This window comes from Pseudomonas sp. AF03-9 (assembly GCF_020515815.1).
In the GTDB taxonomy this organism is placed as follows: Bacteria; Pseudomonadota; Gammaproteobacteria; order Pseudomonadales; family Pseudomonadaceae; genus Aquipseudomonas.
Genome location: NZ_JAHPJF010000014.1, coordinates 40,176 through 58,448 on the forward strand (window position 1 = coordinate 40,176; position 18,273 = coordinate 58,448).

Here is an 18,273-nt window from a genome sequence, read left to right on the forward strand (position 1 = left end):
CTTTGCGGACTGCCACCATGGTTGATTCTTACGACGACTCCCTCGATGGGGAGAAAAGCAAAACCCAGGTCAAACGTGAGCTGCATGCTCTGGTTGATCTGGGCGAGCGCCTTACAACGCTCAAGAAAGACTTGATTGCAAAACTGCCATTGACCGACGAAATGCGCCGGGCTCTTGCAGACGCACCCAAGCACACCGCGAATATCGCGCGTAAACGCCACATCATGTTTATCGGCAAGCTGATGCGCGATCAGGACACTGACGCCATTCTGGCCTTGCTCGATCAAACCGATGCCTCCACTCGCCAGTACAACGAACGTTTCCATAACCTGGAACGTTGGCGTGACCGCCTGATCTCGGGCGACGACGCCGTGCTGGAGAAATTCGTGCTGGACTACCCGGACGCGGACCGCCAGCAATTGCGCTCCCTGATCCGCCAGGCCCAACACGAACTGGCGCATAACAAGGCGCCGGCCACCAGCCGTAAAATCTTCAAGTACATCCGTGAGCTGGACGAGACTCAACGCGGTCTGCGCTGATCCTCTTCCCCGGGTGGCGATCTTCGCCACCCGAAGCTCCACCCTTCCTACGAGCCCGTGCCTCCCACGGTGATCGCATCAATTTTCAGCGTTGGCTGGCCGACACCCACCGGCACCGACTGCCCATCCTTGCCGCATGTGCCCACGCCGCTGTCCAGCGACAGGTCGTTACCGACCATCGACACCTTGCTCATGGCTTCCGGCCCGTTGCCAATCAACGTTGCGCCTTTGACCGGCGCGGTGATCTTGCCGTCTTCGATCAGGTACGCCTCGCTGGTGGAGAACACGAACTTGCCACTGGTGATGTCCACCTGGCCGCCACCCAGGTTGGCGCAGTAGATTCCGCGTTTTACCGAGGCGATGATTTCCGCCGGGTCGCTTTCGCCACCGAGCATGTAGGTGTTGGTCATGCGTGGCATCGGCAGGTGCGCATAGGACTCGCGACGACCGTTGCCGGTACGTGCCACGCCCATCAGACGAGCGTTGAGTTTGTCTTGCATATAGCCCTTGAGCACGCCGTTTTCGATCAGCGTGGTGCATTCGGTTGGAGTGCCTTCGTCGTCGACACTCAACGAGCCACGGCGCCCGGCCAAGGTGCCGTCATCGACAATGGTGCACAGCTTGGACGCAACCATCTCGCCCATGCGCCCGCTGTAGGCCGAGCTGCCCTTGCGGTTGAAGTCACCTTCCAGACCATGGCCCACGGCCTCGTGCAGCAATACGCCGGACCAACCCGAGCCCAACACCACCGGCAAGGTACCGGCCGGGGCCGGAATGGCCTCCAGGTTCACCAGCGCCTGACGCAGCGCTTCACGGGCATACCCCATGGCGCGGTCATCAGTGAGGAAATAACGGTAGTCGGTACGCCCGCCGCCGCCGTGCCCGCCGCGCTCCCGGCGGCCATTCTGCTCGACGATCACACTGACGTTGAAGCGCACCAGCGGCCGTACATCCGCCGCCAGGCCGCCATCGGTGGAGGCCACCAGGATGCGCTCCCACACACCGGCCATGCTCACGGTGACCTGCTGGATACGCGGGTCAAGAGCGCGGGTAGCCGCGTCGACACGCTTGAGCAGCTCGACCTTCTCCGCACGGCTGATCACTTCCAGGGGGTTATCGGGGGCATACAATTGCGCCACGTCCTGGGTACTGAACGCCTGCACCGTACCGTTTTGCCCGGCACGGGAGATCGAACGCGCCGCACGCGCCGCCAGGCCCAAGGCTTCCAGGGTGATCGCGTTGCTGTAGGCAAAACCGGTTTTTTCTCCGGATTGCGCACGCACGCCTACACCTTGGTCAAGGTTGAAACTGCCTTCCTTGACGATGCCGTCTTCAAGGGCCCAGGACTCGGAGATCTGCCCCTGGAAATACAGGTCAGCCGCGTCGATACCCGGCCCGGCCAGATCGCCCAGCACGGTTTGCAAGCTTTCGATGGTCACGCCACCAGGTGCCAGGAGGTGTTCACTGACTGAGGACAACAACTCGCTCATAGGTTTGGCCTTAAATTCATCGTTCCGAAGCAGGCCGCTGTGCGCCCTGCGAGAAAAAACGCCGGTGGCTGACCACCGGCATACGCGCCCGTATCGACGCTTGTTCACTGCTATCGCGCTCGGCCAACAACACCGCTTCGCCTTGATCCTGTTGCGCCAGCACCCGTCCCCACGGGTCGACGATCGCCGCGTGACCATAGGTTTCCCGCGGCCCCGGATGCACGCCGCCCTGGGCGGCCGCCAGCAGGTAACACTGGGTTTCGATGGCGCGTGCGCGAATCAGCACGTCCCAGTGCGCCGCGCCGGTCACCGCGGTAAACGCCGAAGGCGCGGTAATCAATTCAGCCCCTGCTGCACGCAACTCGCTGTACAGCTCGGGGAAGCGCAGGTCGTAACACACCGTCAGGCCCAATCGCCCCACCGGCGTGTCCGCCACCACCACGTTGCTGCCGAAAGCATAGTCGTCGGATTCACGATAACGACCACGCGCGTCGGCAACGTCCACATCGAACAGGTGCAACTTGTCGTATCGGGCAACGATTTCGCCCTGGTCATCGACCAGCAGCGAACAGGCGTTGGACTTGGCGTACGGCTGATCCCTGGGCGGCAACGGCAAGGTGCCAGCCACTATCCATAAGGTGAGGTCGCGGGCGGTCTGTTTCAACCACGGCAGGATCGGTCCTTCGCCCAATGCCTCGGTCCGGCCGATATCGGCCACATCACGCCGGCCCATGGCGGCAAAGTTTTCCGGCAGCACCGCCAGCTTCGCCCCCCCTGCCGCCGCTTGCTCCAGCAGGCGCCGGGCCTGGGCAAGATTGGCCAGCACATCGCTCTGGCTGACCATTTGAATTACCGCAAAGGACATGGGCCGACTCTCCGTAATGGGCGTGCGACCATGCTACTCCACAGGCTCTCAGTTTGGCTTTTCAAATGGCTTGTCGAAGGTGATTTTCGGATCCTTCCACGGCCCCTCGACTTTGTATTGCACGCTGGCGAAGCGCGAAACGCGGTCACCGATCAGCTTGTCGATCAGGAACAACGCCCCACCAATCGCCGGTGCCCCCACGATCAACGCGGCAATCGGCAGGTTGTTGGTGACCGGCAATGTCACCAGCAACTTGGCGTCGACACGGTCGGCCACCAGATCCAGGGTGCCGTTAAGCTCAAGGTTGGTCGACGGCCCGGTCATGGTGATCGGCTCGCGGGTAACGAACACGCCGTTACTGGCAGCCAACAGGCCTTTGACCCGGTCATAACTCAAGCCCTTGCCGAGCAAGTCGGAAAAGTCCAGGCGCAACCGGCGCCCAATGGAGTTGAAATTGAGCAGGCCAAACACACGCAGGGCTTGGGCGCCGCCTTCCACTTCCACGAACTGACCGCTGCGAAAGGATGCGTCCAGGCTGCCGGAGAAACGTTTCGGCCCCACATAGGCCGGCGAGCCCGGCCAGCGCCCGTCCACGTCCAGATGGAAGTCCTTGCTGGTGACGGTCGGCGCATAACCCCAGCCCTTGAGTACATCGCCGATATTCTTACCGTCCAGGCGCCCCTTGTACCAACTGCCGCTGCTTCCCGGCGTGCCTTCCCAGCCGCCATCACCCTTGAGCTGCATGCCCTTGAGGCCAAGGTCCAGATTGGTGAAGGCCAAACCCTTGGTTGTCGGGCGGATCTTCAACGACCACGCGCCGATCAAGTCCGGCCCTTGGAACAGCTGGTCGATGGCAATGTCGAGCGCGGGAATATCCTTGGGGTCGATGTCGGCCAAAGGGTCCGGGGCGTTTTCATCGGCCTGTACGCTCGGGTCCACGGCCGGCAATTTCACATACTGCAGGTTGATCGCAATCGGCGCGCCCTTGGCGTCCGGCAGGTTCACCGTGCCCTTGGCCTGCTGGCTGTCGAGCTCCAGGCCCCACGCCGCGGGTTTGCGGTCCAACTGCAATTTGACCTGATCGAACTGGGTGCCAAAGCCGGTCAGCTTGCCGACCTTGAAGTCGGCCCCACTGAGCAATTGCTTGGCGCTGCCGCCCGGGTCGTTGCCCGCATAACGGTCCACGAGCTTCTTCCACGGGTCCAGATCCAGTTCCGACAAGACTCCGCGAATGCGCAGGCCTTTGACTGTCGGCAACAGCGCATCGCCATCACCGAGGAACAACTCGCCCCGGCCGTCATTGAACTTGTCCGGCGGCGCCGCGAAGGTGAAATTCGCCAACTCGCCATAATCGAACCAGTAGCGGCGCTCGTTACCCTGCAAGGTCATGCGGAACACACTGTCACGCCCCTGGCTGGCCGGCATGCCAAAGGGCGCCGGCAAATCCACTGCCACGCCCTTGAGGTTGGAGCTGACCATCAGTTGACTGTCGGCACCGTCAAGGTTCAGTTGCAGCTGGTATGGAATATCGCCGGAAACCGGCAACGGCTGGCTGATTTTCAACCAGTCCGTCAGCCGCTTGACCGTGACCTGCCCTTTGGCCGTCACGCGCGTACTGATATTGCCCGGCTTGCCGCCGGCAACAATCTGCGCGCTGATCGGCCGGTCGAACGCCTGGGCCGTGATGTTCTGGCCACTGAGGCCCTTGGCGCTGTCGAAGCGGAAATCCCCCTTGAGTTGGGTCAGGTCCAAGGTGGGCTCGGCCAATTGCAGCCGGGACTTGTCGGTCTTGAAGTCCACCACGATTTTCGGTTCGGCGCCCTTGGCCAGCGGTATGTCCAGATCCAGGCTGCCTTGCAGGTCGCCCTCGCCCTTCCAGCCGGCAAACGTCGAAGCCGTGCCGATCGGCGCTTCCTGAAGGATCTTCAGACCATCTCCCAGGCCGCCGGCAAAACCGCCGGTGAGCAGCAGGTGGCTGTCCTTGTCCGCCGGCGCATGGGGAATATTGACGTAGATGTCGTTGACCTTGGTGTCGAGCAATTGCCCCTTGCTGGCCAGGATGCGCACACCGCTCTCTTCGACGAACACCTCACCCGTGACCTTGCTCACATGCGGCCAGCCTGGCTGGAACGCCAGTTCGGCGTCATGCACCTTGAAGAACAGGCTGATATTGCGCGAGGCGGGCAACGCATCGTGGTTGAGCGAGCCCTGGTATTGGAAGAACCCCTCGTCGACCGCACCTTTGAGAATCGCCGTGCGCAGCCATTCATCCAGCGCCGGGCTCAACACCGCCGGCAGGTATTTGGAGGTGAAGCGCCCGTCGCCATCGACCATGCCCACCCGCAGGTCCATGTAGTCTTCGCGGCTTTGGTCAAAACTCAGGCGAATCAAGAAATCGGCAGCCACTTTGCCCTCTTCGCCCAGCACCTTGATATACGGCGCGATCAGGGTGAAGCCATCTTTATCCAGCTTCCACGTCAGGCGCGCATTGGCCTGGATGTACTGCCAGGGTTTGGCAAAGATGGGATCCAGGTGCAGGGAAAAGTCCTTGCTGTCCATGCGCAGTTCGCCATGGCCAAGGTCACCGCTGATACTGCCGGAAATGTTACGGGCAGCCGGGGCACCGAAGTAGGCGTCAAACCCCACACGTTCGAGATTGGCGGCGAAACTGAGTTTTTGATCCGTGGTGTCCTGAGGACGGAAATCCACCAGCACATTGCGCAGCAGGCCAATCGCCTTCAGGTGCTCGATGGTCGTGGCGAAACCTTCGGGCAACGGCGCCAGGGCATTGAGCAACGGTGTGATGGGGGTCAGGTCCAGGCGGTCCGCCTGAAGCTTCCACACCTCTTGGTCCTTGTCGGTGGCCAGGCTTTGCTGCAATTGCACGCGCGATTCCCAGCGGGTCTCGCCCAGGTTCATCGCCAGCGAGTCGAACAGCACCGTAAGACCGCTATCACTGCGTTGCAGGTAGGCGTTGAGGGCCAGGTTTTCAATGTGCACCGGCTTGCGCTCGGCGTAGCTGCCCTTGATCTGTGGCGAGTTGAGGCGCACCACCGCGCTTTGCACGGTGCCCTTTGCCCAGGTCAGCCAGAATTCGCCGCCGGCCTTGAATTGGGTGAGTTTCCATTGCTGCGTCAACTTGGCCGGAATCCACTTGGCCCAGTCGCTCTGGGGCAGGCTCAGGTAGGCCTGTGCTTCAGCGTCTTGCCATTGGCTCGCACGAATCCGCGTGCGCAAGCTCAGTGCCAGGGGCTGGCCGTCAGGCAGGGTCAGGCGCGCGTCCAGGCGCTGGCGGGTGATGCCGGTGTGCAAGCTCAGGCCGACATATGTCAGGGTCAGCGGGGGCTGGTCGAAGGGTTGCAAGGTCACCTGGCTGTCGAGCAGCGACACGCGCTTGACCATCTGCATACGCTGTAGCAATTGCTGTGGGTCCAGCGGCTGGTCATCCTGCGCCGGCAGGCCTTGCAGCGCCCAGTGGCCGTCCTTGTCCTCCTTGACGCTGAGTTGCAGGCCACTGACTTCCAGATGTGCGATGCGCACTTCACGCGCCATCAGGCTGGCCCAGATGTCCGGCACCACTTCGACCTGATCCAGGCGCAAGGCGCTGCTGCCCTCGCCCAGCATCACGTCGTGGGCCAGCAGCATCGGCGCAAAGCCGCTCCAACGGCCTTCAAGGCTGCCAATGTGCAGCGGCATATCTACCGCCGCCTGGGCCCTGGCCTCGACTTCGGCGCGATATTCGGCCACAAGCGGGGTCAATTCGCGCCCCAGGCTCACGTACACCGCCGCCAGTACCAGCAGCAACGCGCAAAGGCCCAGGCCCCAACGGGTCAAAGCGGCAAAAAAGCGTGTCAGACGCTCCATGTCAGGCGACCCTCAAGACAGTCAAAAGTAAGCGAATGGGGATCAGAGCAGCACCACGTCGTATTGTTCCTGGGAATACATGGTTTCAACCTGGAAACGAATTGTGCGCCCGATAAACCCCTCCAATTCGGCGACGTTGCCCGACTCTTCGTCCAACAGGCGGTCGACCACTTTCTGGTTGGCGAGCACTCTATAACCTTCGGCCTGGTAAGCTCGCGCCTCTCGTAGGATTTCCCGGAAAATCTCGTAGCAAACGGTTTCCGGAGTCTTCAATTTACCGCGCCCCTGGCAACTGCTGCACGGCTCGCACAGCACTTGCTCAAGGCTTTCGCGGGTGCGCTTGCGGGTCATCTGCACTAGGCCCAGCTCGGTGATGCCGATAATGTTCGTCTTGGCGTGGTCACGCTCCAGTTGCTTCTCGAGGGTGCGCAGCACCTGGCGCTGGTGCTCTTCATCTTCCATGTCGATGAAGTCGATGATGATGATCCCGCCCAGGTTGCGCAGGCGCAGTTGACGGGCAATCGCAGTGGCCGCTTCGAGGTTGGTCTTGAAGATGGTTTCTTCGAGATTGCGATGCCCCACGAACGCGCCAGTGTTGACGTCGATGGTGGTCATGGCCTCCGCAGGGTCCACCACCAGATAGCCACCGGACTTCAGTGGCACTTTGCGTTCCAGGGCTTTCTGGATTTCATCTTCAACGCCATACAGGTCAAAGATCGGCCGCTCGCCAGGATAGTGCTCCAGGCGATCGGCAATTTCCGGCATCAGCTCGGCAACAAATTGCGTGGTGCGCTGGAAGGTTTCCCGCGAGTCGATGCGAATTTTCTCAATCTTGGGGCTGACCAGATCGCGCAGGGTACGTAGGGCCAGGCCCAGGTCTTCGTAGATGACACTGGGTGCGCCGATGGTCTTGATCTGTGCGCCGATCTGGTCCCACAGGCGCCGCAGGTAACGGATGTCCATGAGGATTTCATCGGCACCGGCACCCTCGGCGGCAGTGCGCAGGATGAAACCACCGGCCTCCTTGATGCCTTCGGCCGCCACACAGTCGCTGACCACCTTCTTCAGGCGCTCACGCTCGGCTTCATCTTCGATCTTCAGGGAAATGCCGACGTGGGCAGTACGCGGCATGTACACCAGATAGCGCGACGGAATCGACAGCTGCGTGGTCAGGCGCGCGCCTTTGGAGCCGATGGGGTCCTTGGTGACTTGCACCACCAGGCTCTGCCCTTCGTGCACCAGCGCGCTGATGCTCTCTACCGCCGGGCCTTCGCGCAGGGAGATTTCCGATGCGTGGATAAACGCTGCACGGTCCAGGCCGATGTCGACGAATGCCGCCTGCATGCCCGGCAATACACGCACCACCTTGCCTTTATAGATATTGCCAACGATCCCGCGCTTTTGGGTGCGCTCGACGTGCACTTCTTGCAGAACACCGTTCTCTACCACCGCCACGCGTGATTCCATCGGCGTGATATTGATCAGAATCTCTTCACTCATGGCTGGGTCTCGTTCAGGCGTTTTCACAATAGTGACCGATCGCTTAGGGCTGGGCGCTGGGGTTAGGCGTTCAGCGCGCGGTAAGGTGTTGCCAACAGGGTATGCCGAATTGACCGAGCAGTTGCGCGGTTTCGCACACCGGCAGGCCTACCACGGCGGAATAACTGCCATTGAGCCCGGCGACAAACACCGATCCAAGCCCTTGAATAGCATAGCCGCCCGCCTTGTCCTGGGGTTCGCCACTGTGCCAGTAGGTTGTAGCTTCCTCGACAGAAATACTGCGAAACCGTACACGACTGCTTACACAAACAGTTTCGCAGCGCTGCCCATCGGTAACGGCAATGGCAGTGAGCACGTCATGTTCACGCCCCGCCAGGGCCATCAACATGGCCAGGGCATCGGCTTGATCCACGGGTTTGCCGAGGATCTGGCCGTCGACAATGACGGCGGTGTCGGCCCCCAGCACACAGGCACCCGAGGCGTGTTTAAGCGCAGCCAAACCCGCCGCAGCCTTGCCGCGCGCCAGACGCTCGACGTAGGAAACGGCGGATTCGTGGGTAAGAGGAGTTTCATCAATCGCGGCGCTGACCACGGTGAAGGGCACACCGATCTGGGTCAGCAACTCACGTCGCCTCGGGGAGCCCGAGGCCAGATAAAGCGAATTCATGCAGACTCTCCCTGTAGGACTCGATAACCAGGCAGAGCCTCGCAATCCATTCAATTGATTTTATAGCGACGACGTAACCCACGCAGGCCAAAGCTGATCCAGGGCCACAGCAGCGCACTGACCAGCGCCGGCAATACCAACGCTAGCGTCGGCTGGCGGTTGCCCGTCAGGGCACTGAGCCATAGCTGCACCAACTGCGCCAGGCCGAAGATCACCAGGATCACCAGGCACTGCTGCCACATCGGAAACATGCGCAAACGCTGCTGCAACGACAGCACCAGGAACGTGATCAGCGTCAGGATCAGCGCGTTCTGGCCCAGCAAGGTGCCATACAGCACGTCTTCCGCCAAGCCCAGGAACAGCGCGGTGACCATGCCGATCTTGTGCGGCAGGTTCAGCGACCAGAAGGCCAGCAGCAATGCCAGCCAGAGCGGACGCAGGATTTCCATGAATTGCGGCAACGGAGAAACGCTGAGCAGCAAGCCGACCGCGAAGGTCAACCAGACGATCCAGCCATTGCGCGAATGAGTACCGGCCATTATTCCTCCCTCTGCCGCGTGGTTGCCGGGGCCGTTGCCGCTGGACGGGCAGCCGGCGTTGCAGCAGGCGGTTTGGTCGCAGGCGTGGCAGTCGCGGGCGCCGAAGCAGGTGGTTTGGTGGCCGCCGGCTTGACCGCGTGCGCGTTGTGCGCAGCTGGCTTGACCGGCGTTGCGACCGGCGCCGCGGCAGCGGGAGCGGCCGCAGGTGTGGCCGATGGCGCAGCGGCAGGCTTGGGCACCGTCGCAGGGACGATCGGCGTGGTGCCGTTCTGCTTGTCTTCGGCTTCCTGGGCTTGGGCGGCATCGTTGGCGCGCTCTTCCGGGGTGCGGTTGTCGCTGAACACCAGCAGCAGATAGCGGCTGCGGTTCAAGGCGGCAGTCGGCACGGCACGGACGATGGCGAATGGCTGGCCGGAGTCGTGGATCACTTCCTTGACCGTCGCCACCGGATAACCCGCCGGGAACCGTTGACCCAGGCCGGAGCTGACCAACAGGTCGCCTTCCTTGATGTCGGCGGTATCGGCCACATGACGCAATTCCAGGCGTTCCGGGTTGCCGGTGCCGCTGGCAATCGCACGCAGGCCGTTGCGGTTGACCTGCACCGGAATGCTATGGGTCGTGTCCGTCAGCAACAGTACGCGCGAGGTGTAGGGCATCAACTCGACCACCTGGCCCATCAAGCCACGGGCATCGAGCACCGGTTGGCCGAGGACCACACCGTCGCGCTCACCTTTGTTGATGATGATGCGATGGGTGAAGGGGTTGGGGTCCATGCCGATCAACTCGGCGACTTCGACCTTCTCGTTGACCAGCGCGGAAGAGTTGAGCAACTCGCGCAGCCGAACGTTCTGCTCGGTGAGGGCCGCCAGCTTTTGCATGCGCCCCTGCAGCAGCAGGTTTTCAGTCTTGAGTTTTTCGTTCTCGGCGACCAGCTCGGTGCGGCTGCCGAATTGGCTGGCCACGCCCTGGAACAGCCGTTGCGGCAGGTCGGTGATCCAGTAAGTCTGCATCAACACCAGCGACATCTGGCTGCGCACGGGCTTGAGCAGTGCGAAACGGGCATCGACCACCATCAGCGCGACCGAAAGCACGACCAGCACCAACAAGCGCACGCCCAATGAGGGGCCTTTGGCGAAAAGCGGTTTAATAGGCCGCTCCTCCCAGGCAAATGTTCTCTTTACTCATACGGCATCTAACCGGCCTGGATGCAGGTTGAAGAAGATAAACGCCAACAGGCAGCACTGCAAAGTGCTGCCTGTTGGCGACGCATGAACCGACCAACGAAGCTTATTCGCTGGAGAGCAGGTCCATGGTGTGTTTATCCATCATTTCCAGTGCACGACCACCGCCACGGGCAACGCAGGTCAGCGGGTCTTCGGCAACGATCACCGGCAGGCCGGTTTCCTGGGCCAGCAACTTGTCCAGGTCGCGCAGCAAGGCGCCACCGCCGGTCAGCACCAGGCCACGCTCGGCGATGTCGGAAGCCAGTTCCGGCGGCGATTGCTCCAGGGCGCTCTTCACAGCCTGAACGATGGTGGCCAGGGACTCTTGCAGAGCTTCCAGCACTTCATTGGAGTTCAGGGTGAAGGCACGTGGAACACCTTCGGCCAGGTTGCGACCGCGAACATCGACTTCGCGCACTTCGCCGCCCGGGTAGGCGGTGCCGATTTCCTGCTTGATGCGCTCTGCGGTGGATTCACCGATCAGGCTGCCGTAGTTACGGCGCACATAGGTGATGATCGCTTCATCGAAGCGGTCGCCGCCGACGCGGACGGATTCGGCATACACCACACCGTTCAGGGAGATCAGGGCGATTTCGGTAGTACCACCACCGATATCCACCACCATCGAACCGCGGGCTTCTTCAACCGGCAGGCCGGCACCGATCGCAGCGGCCATTGGCTCTTCGATCAGGAAGACTTCGCGAGCACCGGCACCAAGGGCCGATTCACGGATGGCACGACGCTCCACCTGGGTGGACTTGCACGGAACGCAGATCAGCACACGCGGGCTGGGCTGCAGGAAACTGTTTTCGTGAACCTTGTTGATGAAGTACTGCAGCATCTTCTCGCAGACGCTGAAGTCGGCGATCACGCCGTCTTTCATCGGACGGATGGCGGCAATATTGCCTGGTGTACGGCCGAGCATGCGCTTGGCCTCGGTGCCGACGGCAACGACACTTTTCTGATTACCATGGGTCCGAATGGCCACAACCGATGGCTCATTCAGAACGATACCGCGCTCGCGCACGTAAATAAGGGTGTTGGCAGTGCCCAGGTCAATGGAAAGATCGCTGGAAAACATGCCACGCAGTTTCTTGAACATGGGGAAAGGACCCTAGGCAACGCGTGGGTAAAAAAGTGCGGCAAACTCTAACAACGACAGGGATTTTGGGCAAGGCGCCAATGTGCTAAATTGGCCGACTTTCTACGCACCAACCCCCACAATCGCGGCCATATGACCGTAGAAATGCGGTAGTGTTCCGACAATCTAACACACGGACGCCTTTCCACTGGAGAATCCCATGGCGCTTGAACGCTCCGACGTGGAAAAAATCGCTCACCTGGCCCACCTGGACCTGGTTGAAAGCGAAATTCCACAAACCACCGCAGCCCTGAACAGCATTCTCGGGCTGGTTGACCAAATGCAGGCCGTGAATACCGACGGCATCGAGCCCCTGGCTCACCCACTGGAAGCCAGCCAGCGCCTGCGCGCAGACGTCGTGACCGAACGTAATAATCGCGAGGCCTACCAGTCCATCGCACCAGCGGTCGAAAACGGCCTGTATCTGGTTCCGAAAGTCATCGACTAAAGGGAAAGAGCCTTTCATGCATCACATGACTCTGGCCGAGATCGCCCGCGGTCTCGCCGACAAAAAGTTTTCTTCCGAAGAGCTGACCAGGACCCTGCTGGCGCGTATCGCCGCACTGGACCCGCAGGTCAACAGCTTCATCAGCCTCACCGAAGAGCTGGCCCTGAGCCAGGCCAAGGCCGCCGACGCACGTCGCGCCAACGGTGAGAATGGCGCACTGCTGGGCGCTCCAATCGCCCACAAGGACTTGTTCTGCACCCAGGGTATTCGCACCAGCTGCGGCTCGAAGATGCTCGACAACTTCAAAGCGCCCTATGACGCCACCGTGGTGTCCAAGCTGGCTGCCGCCGGGGCCGTGACCCTGGGCAAGACCAACATGGATGAATTCGCCATGGGTTCGGCCAACGAATCGAGCTACTACGGCGCGGTGAAAAACCCGTGGAACCTGGAGCACGTGCCCGGCGGCTCGTCCGGCGGTTCGGCTGCAGCCGTTGCCGCGCGCTTCCTGCCGGCGGCCACCGCCACCGACACCGGCGGTTCGATCCGCCAGCCAGCGGCGTTCACCAACCTCACCGGCCTGAAGCCGACCTACGGTCGCGTTTCCCGCTGGGGCATGATCGCCTACGCCTCCAGCCTCGATCAGGGCGGCCCGTTGGCACGCACTGCCGAAGACTGCGCGATTTTGTTACAAGGCATGGCCGGGTTCGATCAACAGGACTCCACCAGCATCGATGAGCCAGTGCCGGACTACAGCGCCAGCCTCAACACGTCGATCAAGGGCCTGCGCATCGGCGTGCCGAAGGAGTACTTCAGCGCCGGTCTCGACCCACGCATCGCCGAACTGGTGCACAACAGCGTCAAGGAGCTGGAAAAGCTCGGTGCGGTGATCAAGGAAATCAGCCTGCCGAACAATCAGCACGCAATCCCTGCCTACTATGTGATCGCCCCGGCTGAAGCCTCTTCCAACCTGTCGCGTTTCGACGGCGTGCGCTTCGGCTATCGCTGTGAAAACCCGAAAGACTTGACCGACCTGTACAAACGCTCCCGTGGCGAAGGCTTCGGTGCCGAAGTACAACGCCGCATCATGGTCGGTGCCTACGCCCTGTCGGCCGGCTACTACGACGCGTACTACCTCAAGGCGCAAAAGATCCGTCGCCTGGTGAAGAACGACTTCATGGCTGCCTTTAATGAAGTCGACGTGATCCTCGGCCCCACCACGCCGAACCCGGCCTGGAAGCTCGGCGCCAAAAATGGCGACCCGGTGGCTGCGTACCTCGAAGACTTGTACACCATCACCGCCAACCTCGCGGGCCTGCCGGGCTTGTCCATGCCTGCCGGTTTCGTCGATGGCCTGCCGGTGGGCGTGCAATTGCTCGCCCCGTATTTCCAGGAAGGCCGCCTGCTCAATGTGGCGCACCAGTACCAGTTGCACACCGACTGGCACACCCGCACCCCTACCGGCTTCTGAGGAGAACACTATGCAATGGGAAGTCGTGATCGGGCTGGAGATTCATACCCAGCTCGCCACCCAATCGAAGATTTTCTCCGGTAGCGCCACCACGTTCGGCTCCGAGCCCAACACCCAGGCCAGCCTGGTCGACCTGGGCATGCCCGGTGTCTTGCCGGTGCTGAACCAGGAAGCGGTGCGCATGGCGGTGATGTTCGGCCTGGCGATAGACGCCGAGATCGGCCAGCACAACGTGTTCGCGCGCAAGAACTACTTCTACCCGGACCTGCCCAAGGGCTACCAGATCAGCCAGATGGAACTGCCGATTGTCGGCAAGGGCCACCTGGACATCCCTCTGGAAGACGGCACCATCAAGCGCGTCGGCGTCACCCGCGCACACCTGGAAGAAGATGCCGGCAAGAGCCTGCACGAAGAATTCCCGGGCGCCACCGGCATCGACCTGAACCGTGCCGGTACGCCGCTGCTGGAGATCGTTTCCGAACCGGACATGCGCAGCGCCAAGGAAGCCGTGGCCTACGTCAAGACCATCCACGCACTGGTGCGCTACCTGGGCATCTGCGACGGCAACATGGCAGAAGGTTCGCTGCGTTGCGACTGCAACGTGTCGATCCGTCCAAAGGGCCAGGTCGAGTTCGGCACCCGCTGCGAGATCAAGAACGTCAACTCGTTCCGCTTCATCGAGAAAGCGATCAACAGTGAAGTGCGTCGCCAGATCGAGCTGATCGAAGACGGCGGCAAGGTCATCCAGCAGACCCGCCTGTACGACCCGAACAAAGACGAAACCCGCGCCATGCGCAGCAAGGAGGAAGCCAACGACTACCGTTACTTCCCCGATCCGGACCTGTTGCCGGTGGTCATCGAGGACGCGTTCCTCAATGACGTACGCGCCACCCTGCCGGAATTGCCGCAGCAGAAGCGCGAGCGCTTCCAGGCACAGTTCGGCCTGTCGGTCTACGATGCCAGCGTGCTGGCCTCCAGCCGTGAGCAAGCCAACTACTTCGAAAAAGTCGTTAGCATTGCCGGTGACGCCAAGCTGGCGGCCAACTGGGTGATGGTCGAGCTGGGCAGCCTGTTGAACAAGCAGGGCCTGGAAATCGACGAAGCCCCGGTCACTGCCGAGCAGTTGGGCGGCATGCTGCTGCGCATCAAGGACAACACCATCTCCGGCAAGATCGCCAAGACCGTGTTCGAAGCCATGGCCAGCGGTGAAGGCAGCGCCGACGAGATCATCGAGAACCGCGGCCTCAAGCAAGTCACCGACAGCGGCGCGATCTCGGCCGTGCTGGACGAAATGCTCGCGGCCAACGCCGAGCAGGTCGAACAGTACCGTGCGGCAGACGAAGCCAAGCGCGGCAAGATGTTCGGCTTCTTTGTGGGCCAGGCAATGAAAGCCTCCAAAGGCAAGGCCAACCCGCAACAGGTGAACGAATTGCTCAAAAGCAAGCTCGAAGGCTGATAGCGACGAATGGTCCGAGTGAGATCCCATGCTCAACTCGGACCCTTTGTGGGAGCGGGCTTGCTCGCGAAGGCGGTTGATCAGTGAAGGAATACTTGGCTGACACACCGCCTTCGCGAGCAAGCCCGCTCCCACATTTGATAAGGGGGTATCCTTGAAAATGCAGCGTCTATTTGCCCTTCTGGCCCTGTTCTCGCTGTTGGCCGGCTGCGCCAGCGGCGTCATCAACCCCAACGGCTACGACGAAACCGGCACCGCCTCCTATTACGGCGCCAAGCACCACGGCAAAAAGACCGCCAGCGGTGAACCCTTCAACCAGAACGCCCTGACCGCCGCCCACCGGCAACTGCCGTTCGGCACCCAGGTCAAGGTCACCAACTTGAACAACGACAAATCCGTGGTGGTGCGCATCAATGATCGCGGCCCGCATACCCGTGGGCGCTTGATCGATCTTTCACGCAAGGCCGCCGAGCAGTTGGGCATGATCAGCAGCGGGACCGCACGCGTGCGGGTACAAGCCCTTGGCAACTGAGGAGCCCTGGCCATTTTCGGATTACTGACAGCCCTCTCCCCCTGGAGCCTGCTCGAACTAGTCGGCGGCCTGCTGCTGCTGATCACCGGCGCCGAAATCCTGGTGCGCGCGGCGGTGCGCCTGGCTGCCAGCCTCAAGGTGCGGCCACTGATCATCGGCCTGACGATCGTCGCCTTCGGCAGCAGCGCGCCGCAGATGAGCGTCAGCCTGCAAGCCACCCTGGCAGGCAACACCGACATCGCGGTGGGCAGCGTGATCGGCAGCAGCATCTTCAATATCCTCGTCACCCTGGGCCTGTCGGCGCTGATCATCCCGCTGCGGGTCTCGCGCCAGCTGGTACGCCTGGACATCCCGGTGATGATTCTCGCCGCGCTGCTGGTGTTCACGCTGGCGGCCAATGAAGCACTCACACCGGCCGATGGCCTGTTGTTGCTGAGCGCGCTGATCGCCTACCTCGGCGTGCTGCACTACCAGACCCGCCACTCTCGCCGCCCACGCACCCTGGACACCGTGGCCCGCGCGCCCTGGCTGAGCAGCGTGCTGTTGATAGTCGGTGGGCTGCTGATCCTGCTGCTTGCCGGCCACCTGCTGCTCGCTGGGGCGGTGGATGTAGCGGCGGACTTGGGCTTGTCGGAGCGCATCATCGGCCTGACGCTGATCGGCGTCGGCACCTCCCTGCCGTGCCTGGCGACCTCGCTGATCGCCGCCCTGCGCGGCCAGCGGGAAATCGCCGTGGGCAACGTGATCGGCAGCAACCTGTTCAACCTGCTGGGTGTGCTGGGGTTCACCGCCCTGGTGGCGCCCACGCCGCTGTCGGTATCGCCCAATGCCTTGGATTTCGACCTGCCGGTGATGCTCGCCGCCGCGGCGCTGTGCCTGCCGGTGTTCTACAGCGGCTACCGCGTAACCCGCGCCGAAGGCCTGGTGCTGCTGGGCCTGTACCTGGCGTATGGGCTGCATGTGATGTCGTTCACCACTGGCATGCCGCTGGCCACCAAGCTTGAACACCTGATGCTGTATTACGTCCTGCCAGTGCTGGTGGCATTCCTGTTGTTCAGCACGCTGCGAGCCTGGCGCCGTCAACACAAGAGGGAATCGCAATGACCGATCAGAAGAAGTCCGGGGTTGAAATGCGTCGCCAGGTCATGGGCGACGTGTTCGTCGACCGCGCCTTGGGCAACGCCACCGAATTCACACAACCGTTGCAGGATTTCGTCAATGAACATGCATGGGGCGGTGTGTGGAATCGCGAAGGCTTGCCGCTGAAGACCCGCAGCCTGATCACTCTCGCCGCCCTCACCGCGCTCAAGTGCCCGCAGGAACTCAAGGGGCACGTACGGGGTGCGTTGAACAATGGCTGTACGGTGGAAGAGATTCGCGAGGCACTGCTGCATTGCGCGGTGTATGCGGGTGTACCGGCGGCGATCGATGCGTTCAGGGCGGCGCAGGAAGTGATTGAGGCGTATCAGGCCGATCAGCAGTGACGGCTAGCTAGCATTCGCGGGCAAGCCCGCTCCCCCAGTTGGCCAAGCTTCAACCTGAGAACGCGGCCGGATGTGGGAGCGGGCTTGCTCGCGAATGGCCCCCACAAAATTCAGATCCACCCACCCGCCTGCAACACGAAAATCCCGATATTCGTGGTCACCGCCGCCATCAGCGTGGTGATCACGATAATCGCCGCCGCCAGCTCGTGATTGCCCTCCGCTGCCCTGGCCATCACAAAACTGGCCGCTGCCGTCGGCGCGCCGAAATACAGGAACAGAATCCCCAACTCCGGCCCCCGGAAACCCAACAGCCAGGCGCCCAGCGTGGCCACCAGCGGCAACCCGATCATCTTCACCAGGCTCGCGCTCAAGGCCATGCTCCCGCTTTTACGCAGCGCCGCCAGCGACAGGGTGCCACCGATGCAGATCAGTGCCAGCGGCAAGGTCATGTCTGCCAGATAGCGGCCGGAAGACTCCAACCAACCCGGCAGGCCAATCTGGAACACCGCGAACGGCGTGGCCACGATCACGCTGATGATCAACGGGTTGGCCACCACACTCTTGCAGATGCTCCATGGGTCGGACTTGATCACCGGGCTGTACACCGCCAGCACAATGGTCGACAGCGTGTTGTAGAACAGGATCACCAGCGCGGCGAGGATCGCGCCGAGGGAGATACCGTAATCGCCGTACATGCTGGCCGCCAACGCCAGGCCAATCACCCCGTTGTTGCCGCGAAAGGCGCCCTGGGTATAGATGCCGCGGTCTTCACGCGGGCAGCGAAACAGCGCCCAGCCCCAGGCCAGGGCAAAGCTGAGCAGCGTGGCGACGGCAAAATAGATCAGCAAACCCGGCTTGAGTGCCGAGTGCAGGTCGGCATGCAGGATGCCAAGAAACAGCAGCGCCGGCATGGTGACATTGAACACCAGGGACGACGCCGTGTGGATAAAGTTGTCGTTGATCCAGTCGATGCGCTTGAGCAGCACACCGAGAAACAGCATGGCAAACACCGGCGCGGTGATGGACAGGGTGGTGAGGAAAATTGCCAGCATGCCGG

At 61.8% G+C, this 18,273-nt stretch carries 16 protein-coding genes; 7 read left to right on the forward strand and 9 right to left on the reverse strand.

Features of this window, described 5'->3' with window-relative positions:
• Window positions 1-17: 17 nt before the first annotated feature.
• Window positions 18-539, forward strand: coding sequence for a ribosome biogenesis factor YjgA (gene yjgA, locus LIY36_RS17935; RefSeq protein WP_025856302.1), 522 nt, complete (start codon window positions 18-20; stop codon window positions 537-539).
• A gap of 47 nt (window positions 540-586) precedes the next feature.
• Here yjgA and tldD read toward each other — a convergent pair whose 3' ends face one another.
• The 8 genes from tldD to mreB all read right to left on the reverse strand — a co-directional run bounded on the left by tldD (window position 587) and on the right by mreB (window position 11,789).
• Window positions 587-2,029 carry a metalloprotease TldD gene (tldD, locus tag LIY36_RS17940; RefSeq protein ID WP_053131569.1) on the reverse strand — a complete coding sequence of 481 codons (1,443 nt, stop codon included), beginning with the start codon at window positions 2,027-2,029 and terminating at the stop codon, window positions 587-589.
• A 16-nt stretch (window positions 2,030-2,045) separates the two neighbouring features.
• A complete protein-coding gene (locus LIY36_RS17945) occupies window positions 2,046-2,894 on the reverse strand; it encodes a carbon-nitrogen hydrolase family protein (RefSeq protein ID WP_192297682.1) in 849 nt (282 codons plus the stop codon).
• A gap of 48 nt (window positions 2,895-2,942) precedes the next feature.
• Window positions 2,943-6,758: a YhdP family protein gene (locus LIY36_RS17950; protein WP_226456473.1), complete on the reverse strand. Its 3,816-nt coding sequence runs from the start codon at window positions 6,756-6,758 to the stop codon at window positions 2,943-2,945.
• Window positions 6,759-6,800: 42 nt separating this feature from the next.
• Window positions 6,801-8,258, reverse strand: coding sequence for a ribonuclease G (gene rng, locus LIY36_RS17955; protein ID WP_010213134.1), 1,458 nt, complete (start codon window positions 8,256-8,258; stop codon window positions 6,801-6,803).
• A gap of 70 nt (window positions 8,259-8,328) precedes the next feature.
• Entirely contained in the window at window positions 8,329-8,925 is a 597-nt protein-coding gene (locus LIY36_RS17960; protein ID WP_226456474.1) for a Maf family protein, read from the reverse strand.
• Window positions 8,926-8,975: 50 nt separating this feature from the next.
• Window positions 8,976-9,464, reverse strand: a complete 489-nt coding sequence (gene mreD, locus LIY36_RS17965; protein ID WP_192297685.1) for a rod shape-determining protein MreD — start codon at window positions 9,462-9,464, stop codon at window positions 8,976-8,978.
• Window positions 9,464-10,612, reverse strand: a complete 1,149-nt coding sequence (gene mreC / locus LIY36_RS17970) for a rod shape-determining protein MreC (RefSeq protein WP_192297835.1) — start codon at window positions 10,610-10,612, stop codon at window positions 9,464-9,466. Before mreC ends, mreD begins: the two co-directional genes overlap by 1 nt.
• Window positions 10,613-10,751: 139 nt before the next feature.
• Window positions 10,752-11,789: a rod shape-determining protein MreB gene (gene mreB / locus LIY36_RS17975; protein WP_002555108.1), complete on the reverse strand. Its 1,038-nt coding sequence runs from the start codon at window positions 11,787-11,789 to the stop codon at window positions 10,752-10,754.
• 199 nt (window positions 11,790-11,988) lie between these two features.
• On the opposite strand from mreB, the gene gatC reads away from it, so the two are divergent.
• The 6 genes from gatC (at window position 11,989) to LIY36_RS18005 (ending at window position 17,216) form a co-directional block, all read left to right on the forward strand.
• Window positions 11,989-12,276, forward strand: a complete 288-nt coding sequence (gene gatC, locus LIY36_RS17980; protein WP_192297686.1) for an Asp-tRNA(Asn)/Glu-tRNA(Gln) amidotransferase subunit GatC — start codon at window positions 11,989-11,991, stop codon at window positions 12,274-12,276.
• 16 nt (window positions 12,277-12,292) lie between these two features.
• On the forward strand, window positions 12,293-13,744 hold the full coding sequence (gene gatA, locus LIY36_RS17985) for an Asp-tRNA(Asn)/Glu-tRNA(Gln) amidotransferase subunit GatA (protein WP_192297687.1): 1,452 nt from the start codon (window positions 12,293-12,295) through the stop codon (window positions 13,742-13,744).
• Window positions 13,745-13,754: 10 nt separating this feature from the next.
• Window positions 13,755-15,200: an Asp-tRNA(Asn)/Glu-tRNA(Gln) amidotransferase subunit GatB gene (gene gatB, locus LIY36_RS17990; protein WP_226456475.1), complete on the forward strand. Its 1,446-nt coding sequence runs from the start codon at window positions 13,755-13,757 to the stop codon at window positions 15,198-15,200.
• Window positions 15,201-15,360: 160 nt separating this feature from the next.
• Window positions 15,361-15,732 carry a septal ring lytic transglycosylase RlpA family protein gene (locus LIY36_RS17995; protein ID WP_192297689.1) on the forward strand — a complete coding sequence of 124 codons (372 nt, stop codon included), beginning with the start codon at window positions 15,361-15,363 and terminating at the stop codon, window positions 15,730-15,732.
• Between the two features lie 24 nt (window positions 15,733-15,756).
• The gene (locus tag LIY36_RS18000; protein ID WP_192297836.1) at window positions 15,757-16,836 is read left to right on the forward strand and encodes a calcium/sodium antiporter; all 1,080 of its coding nucleotides are present in this window, start codon (window positions 15,757-15,759) and stop codon (window positions 16,834-16,836) included.
• Complete coding sequence (locus tag LIY36_RS18005) at window positions 16,833-17,216, forward strand: carboxymuconolactone decarboxylase family protein (RefSeq protein WP_124527480.1); 384 nt, start codon at window positions 16,833-16,835, stop codon at window positions 17,214-17,216. The genes LIY36_RS18000 and LIY36_RS18005 overlap by 4 nt, the downstream gene beginning before the upstream one ends.
• Before the next feature lie 110 nt (window positions 17,217-17,326).
• On the opposite strand, the gene LIY36_RS18010 is transcribed toward LIY36_RS18005, so the two are convergent.
• Window positions 17,327-18,268, reverse strand: coding sequence for an AEC family transporter (locus tag LIY36_RS18010; RefSeq protein ID WP_192297690.1), 942 nt, complete (start codon window positions 18,266-18,268; stop codon window positions 17,327-17,329).
• Between the last annotated feature and the right edge of the window lie 5 nt (window positions 18,269-18,273).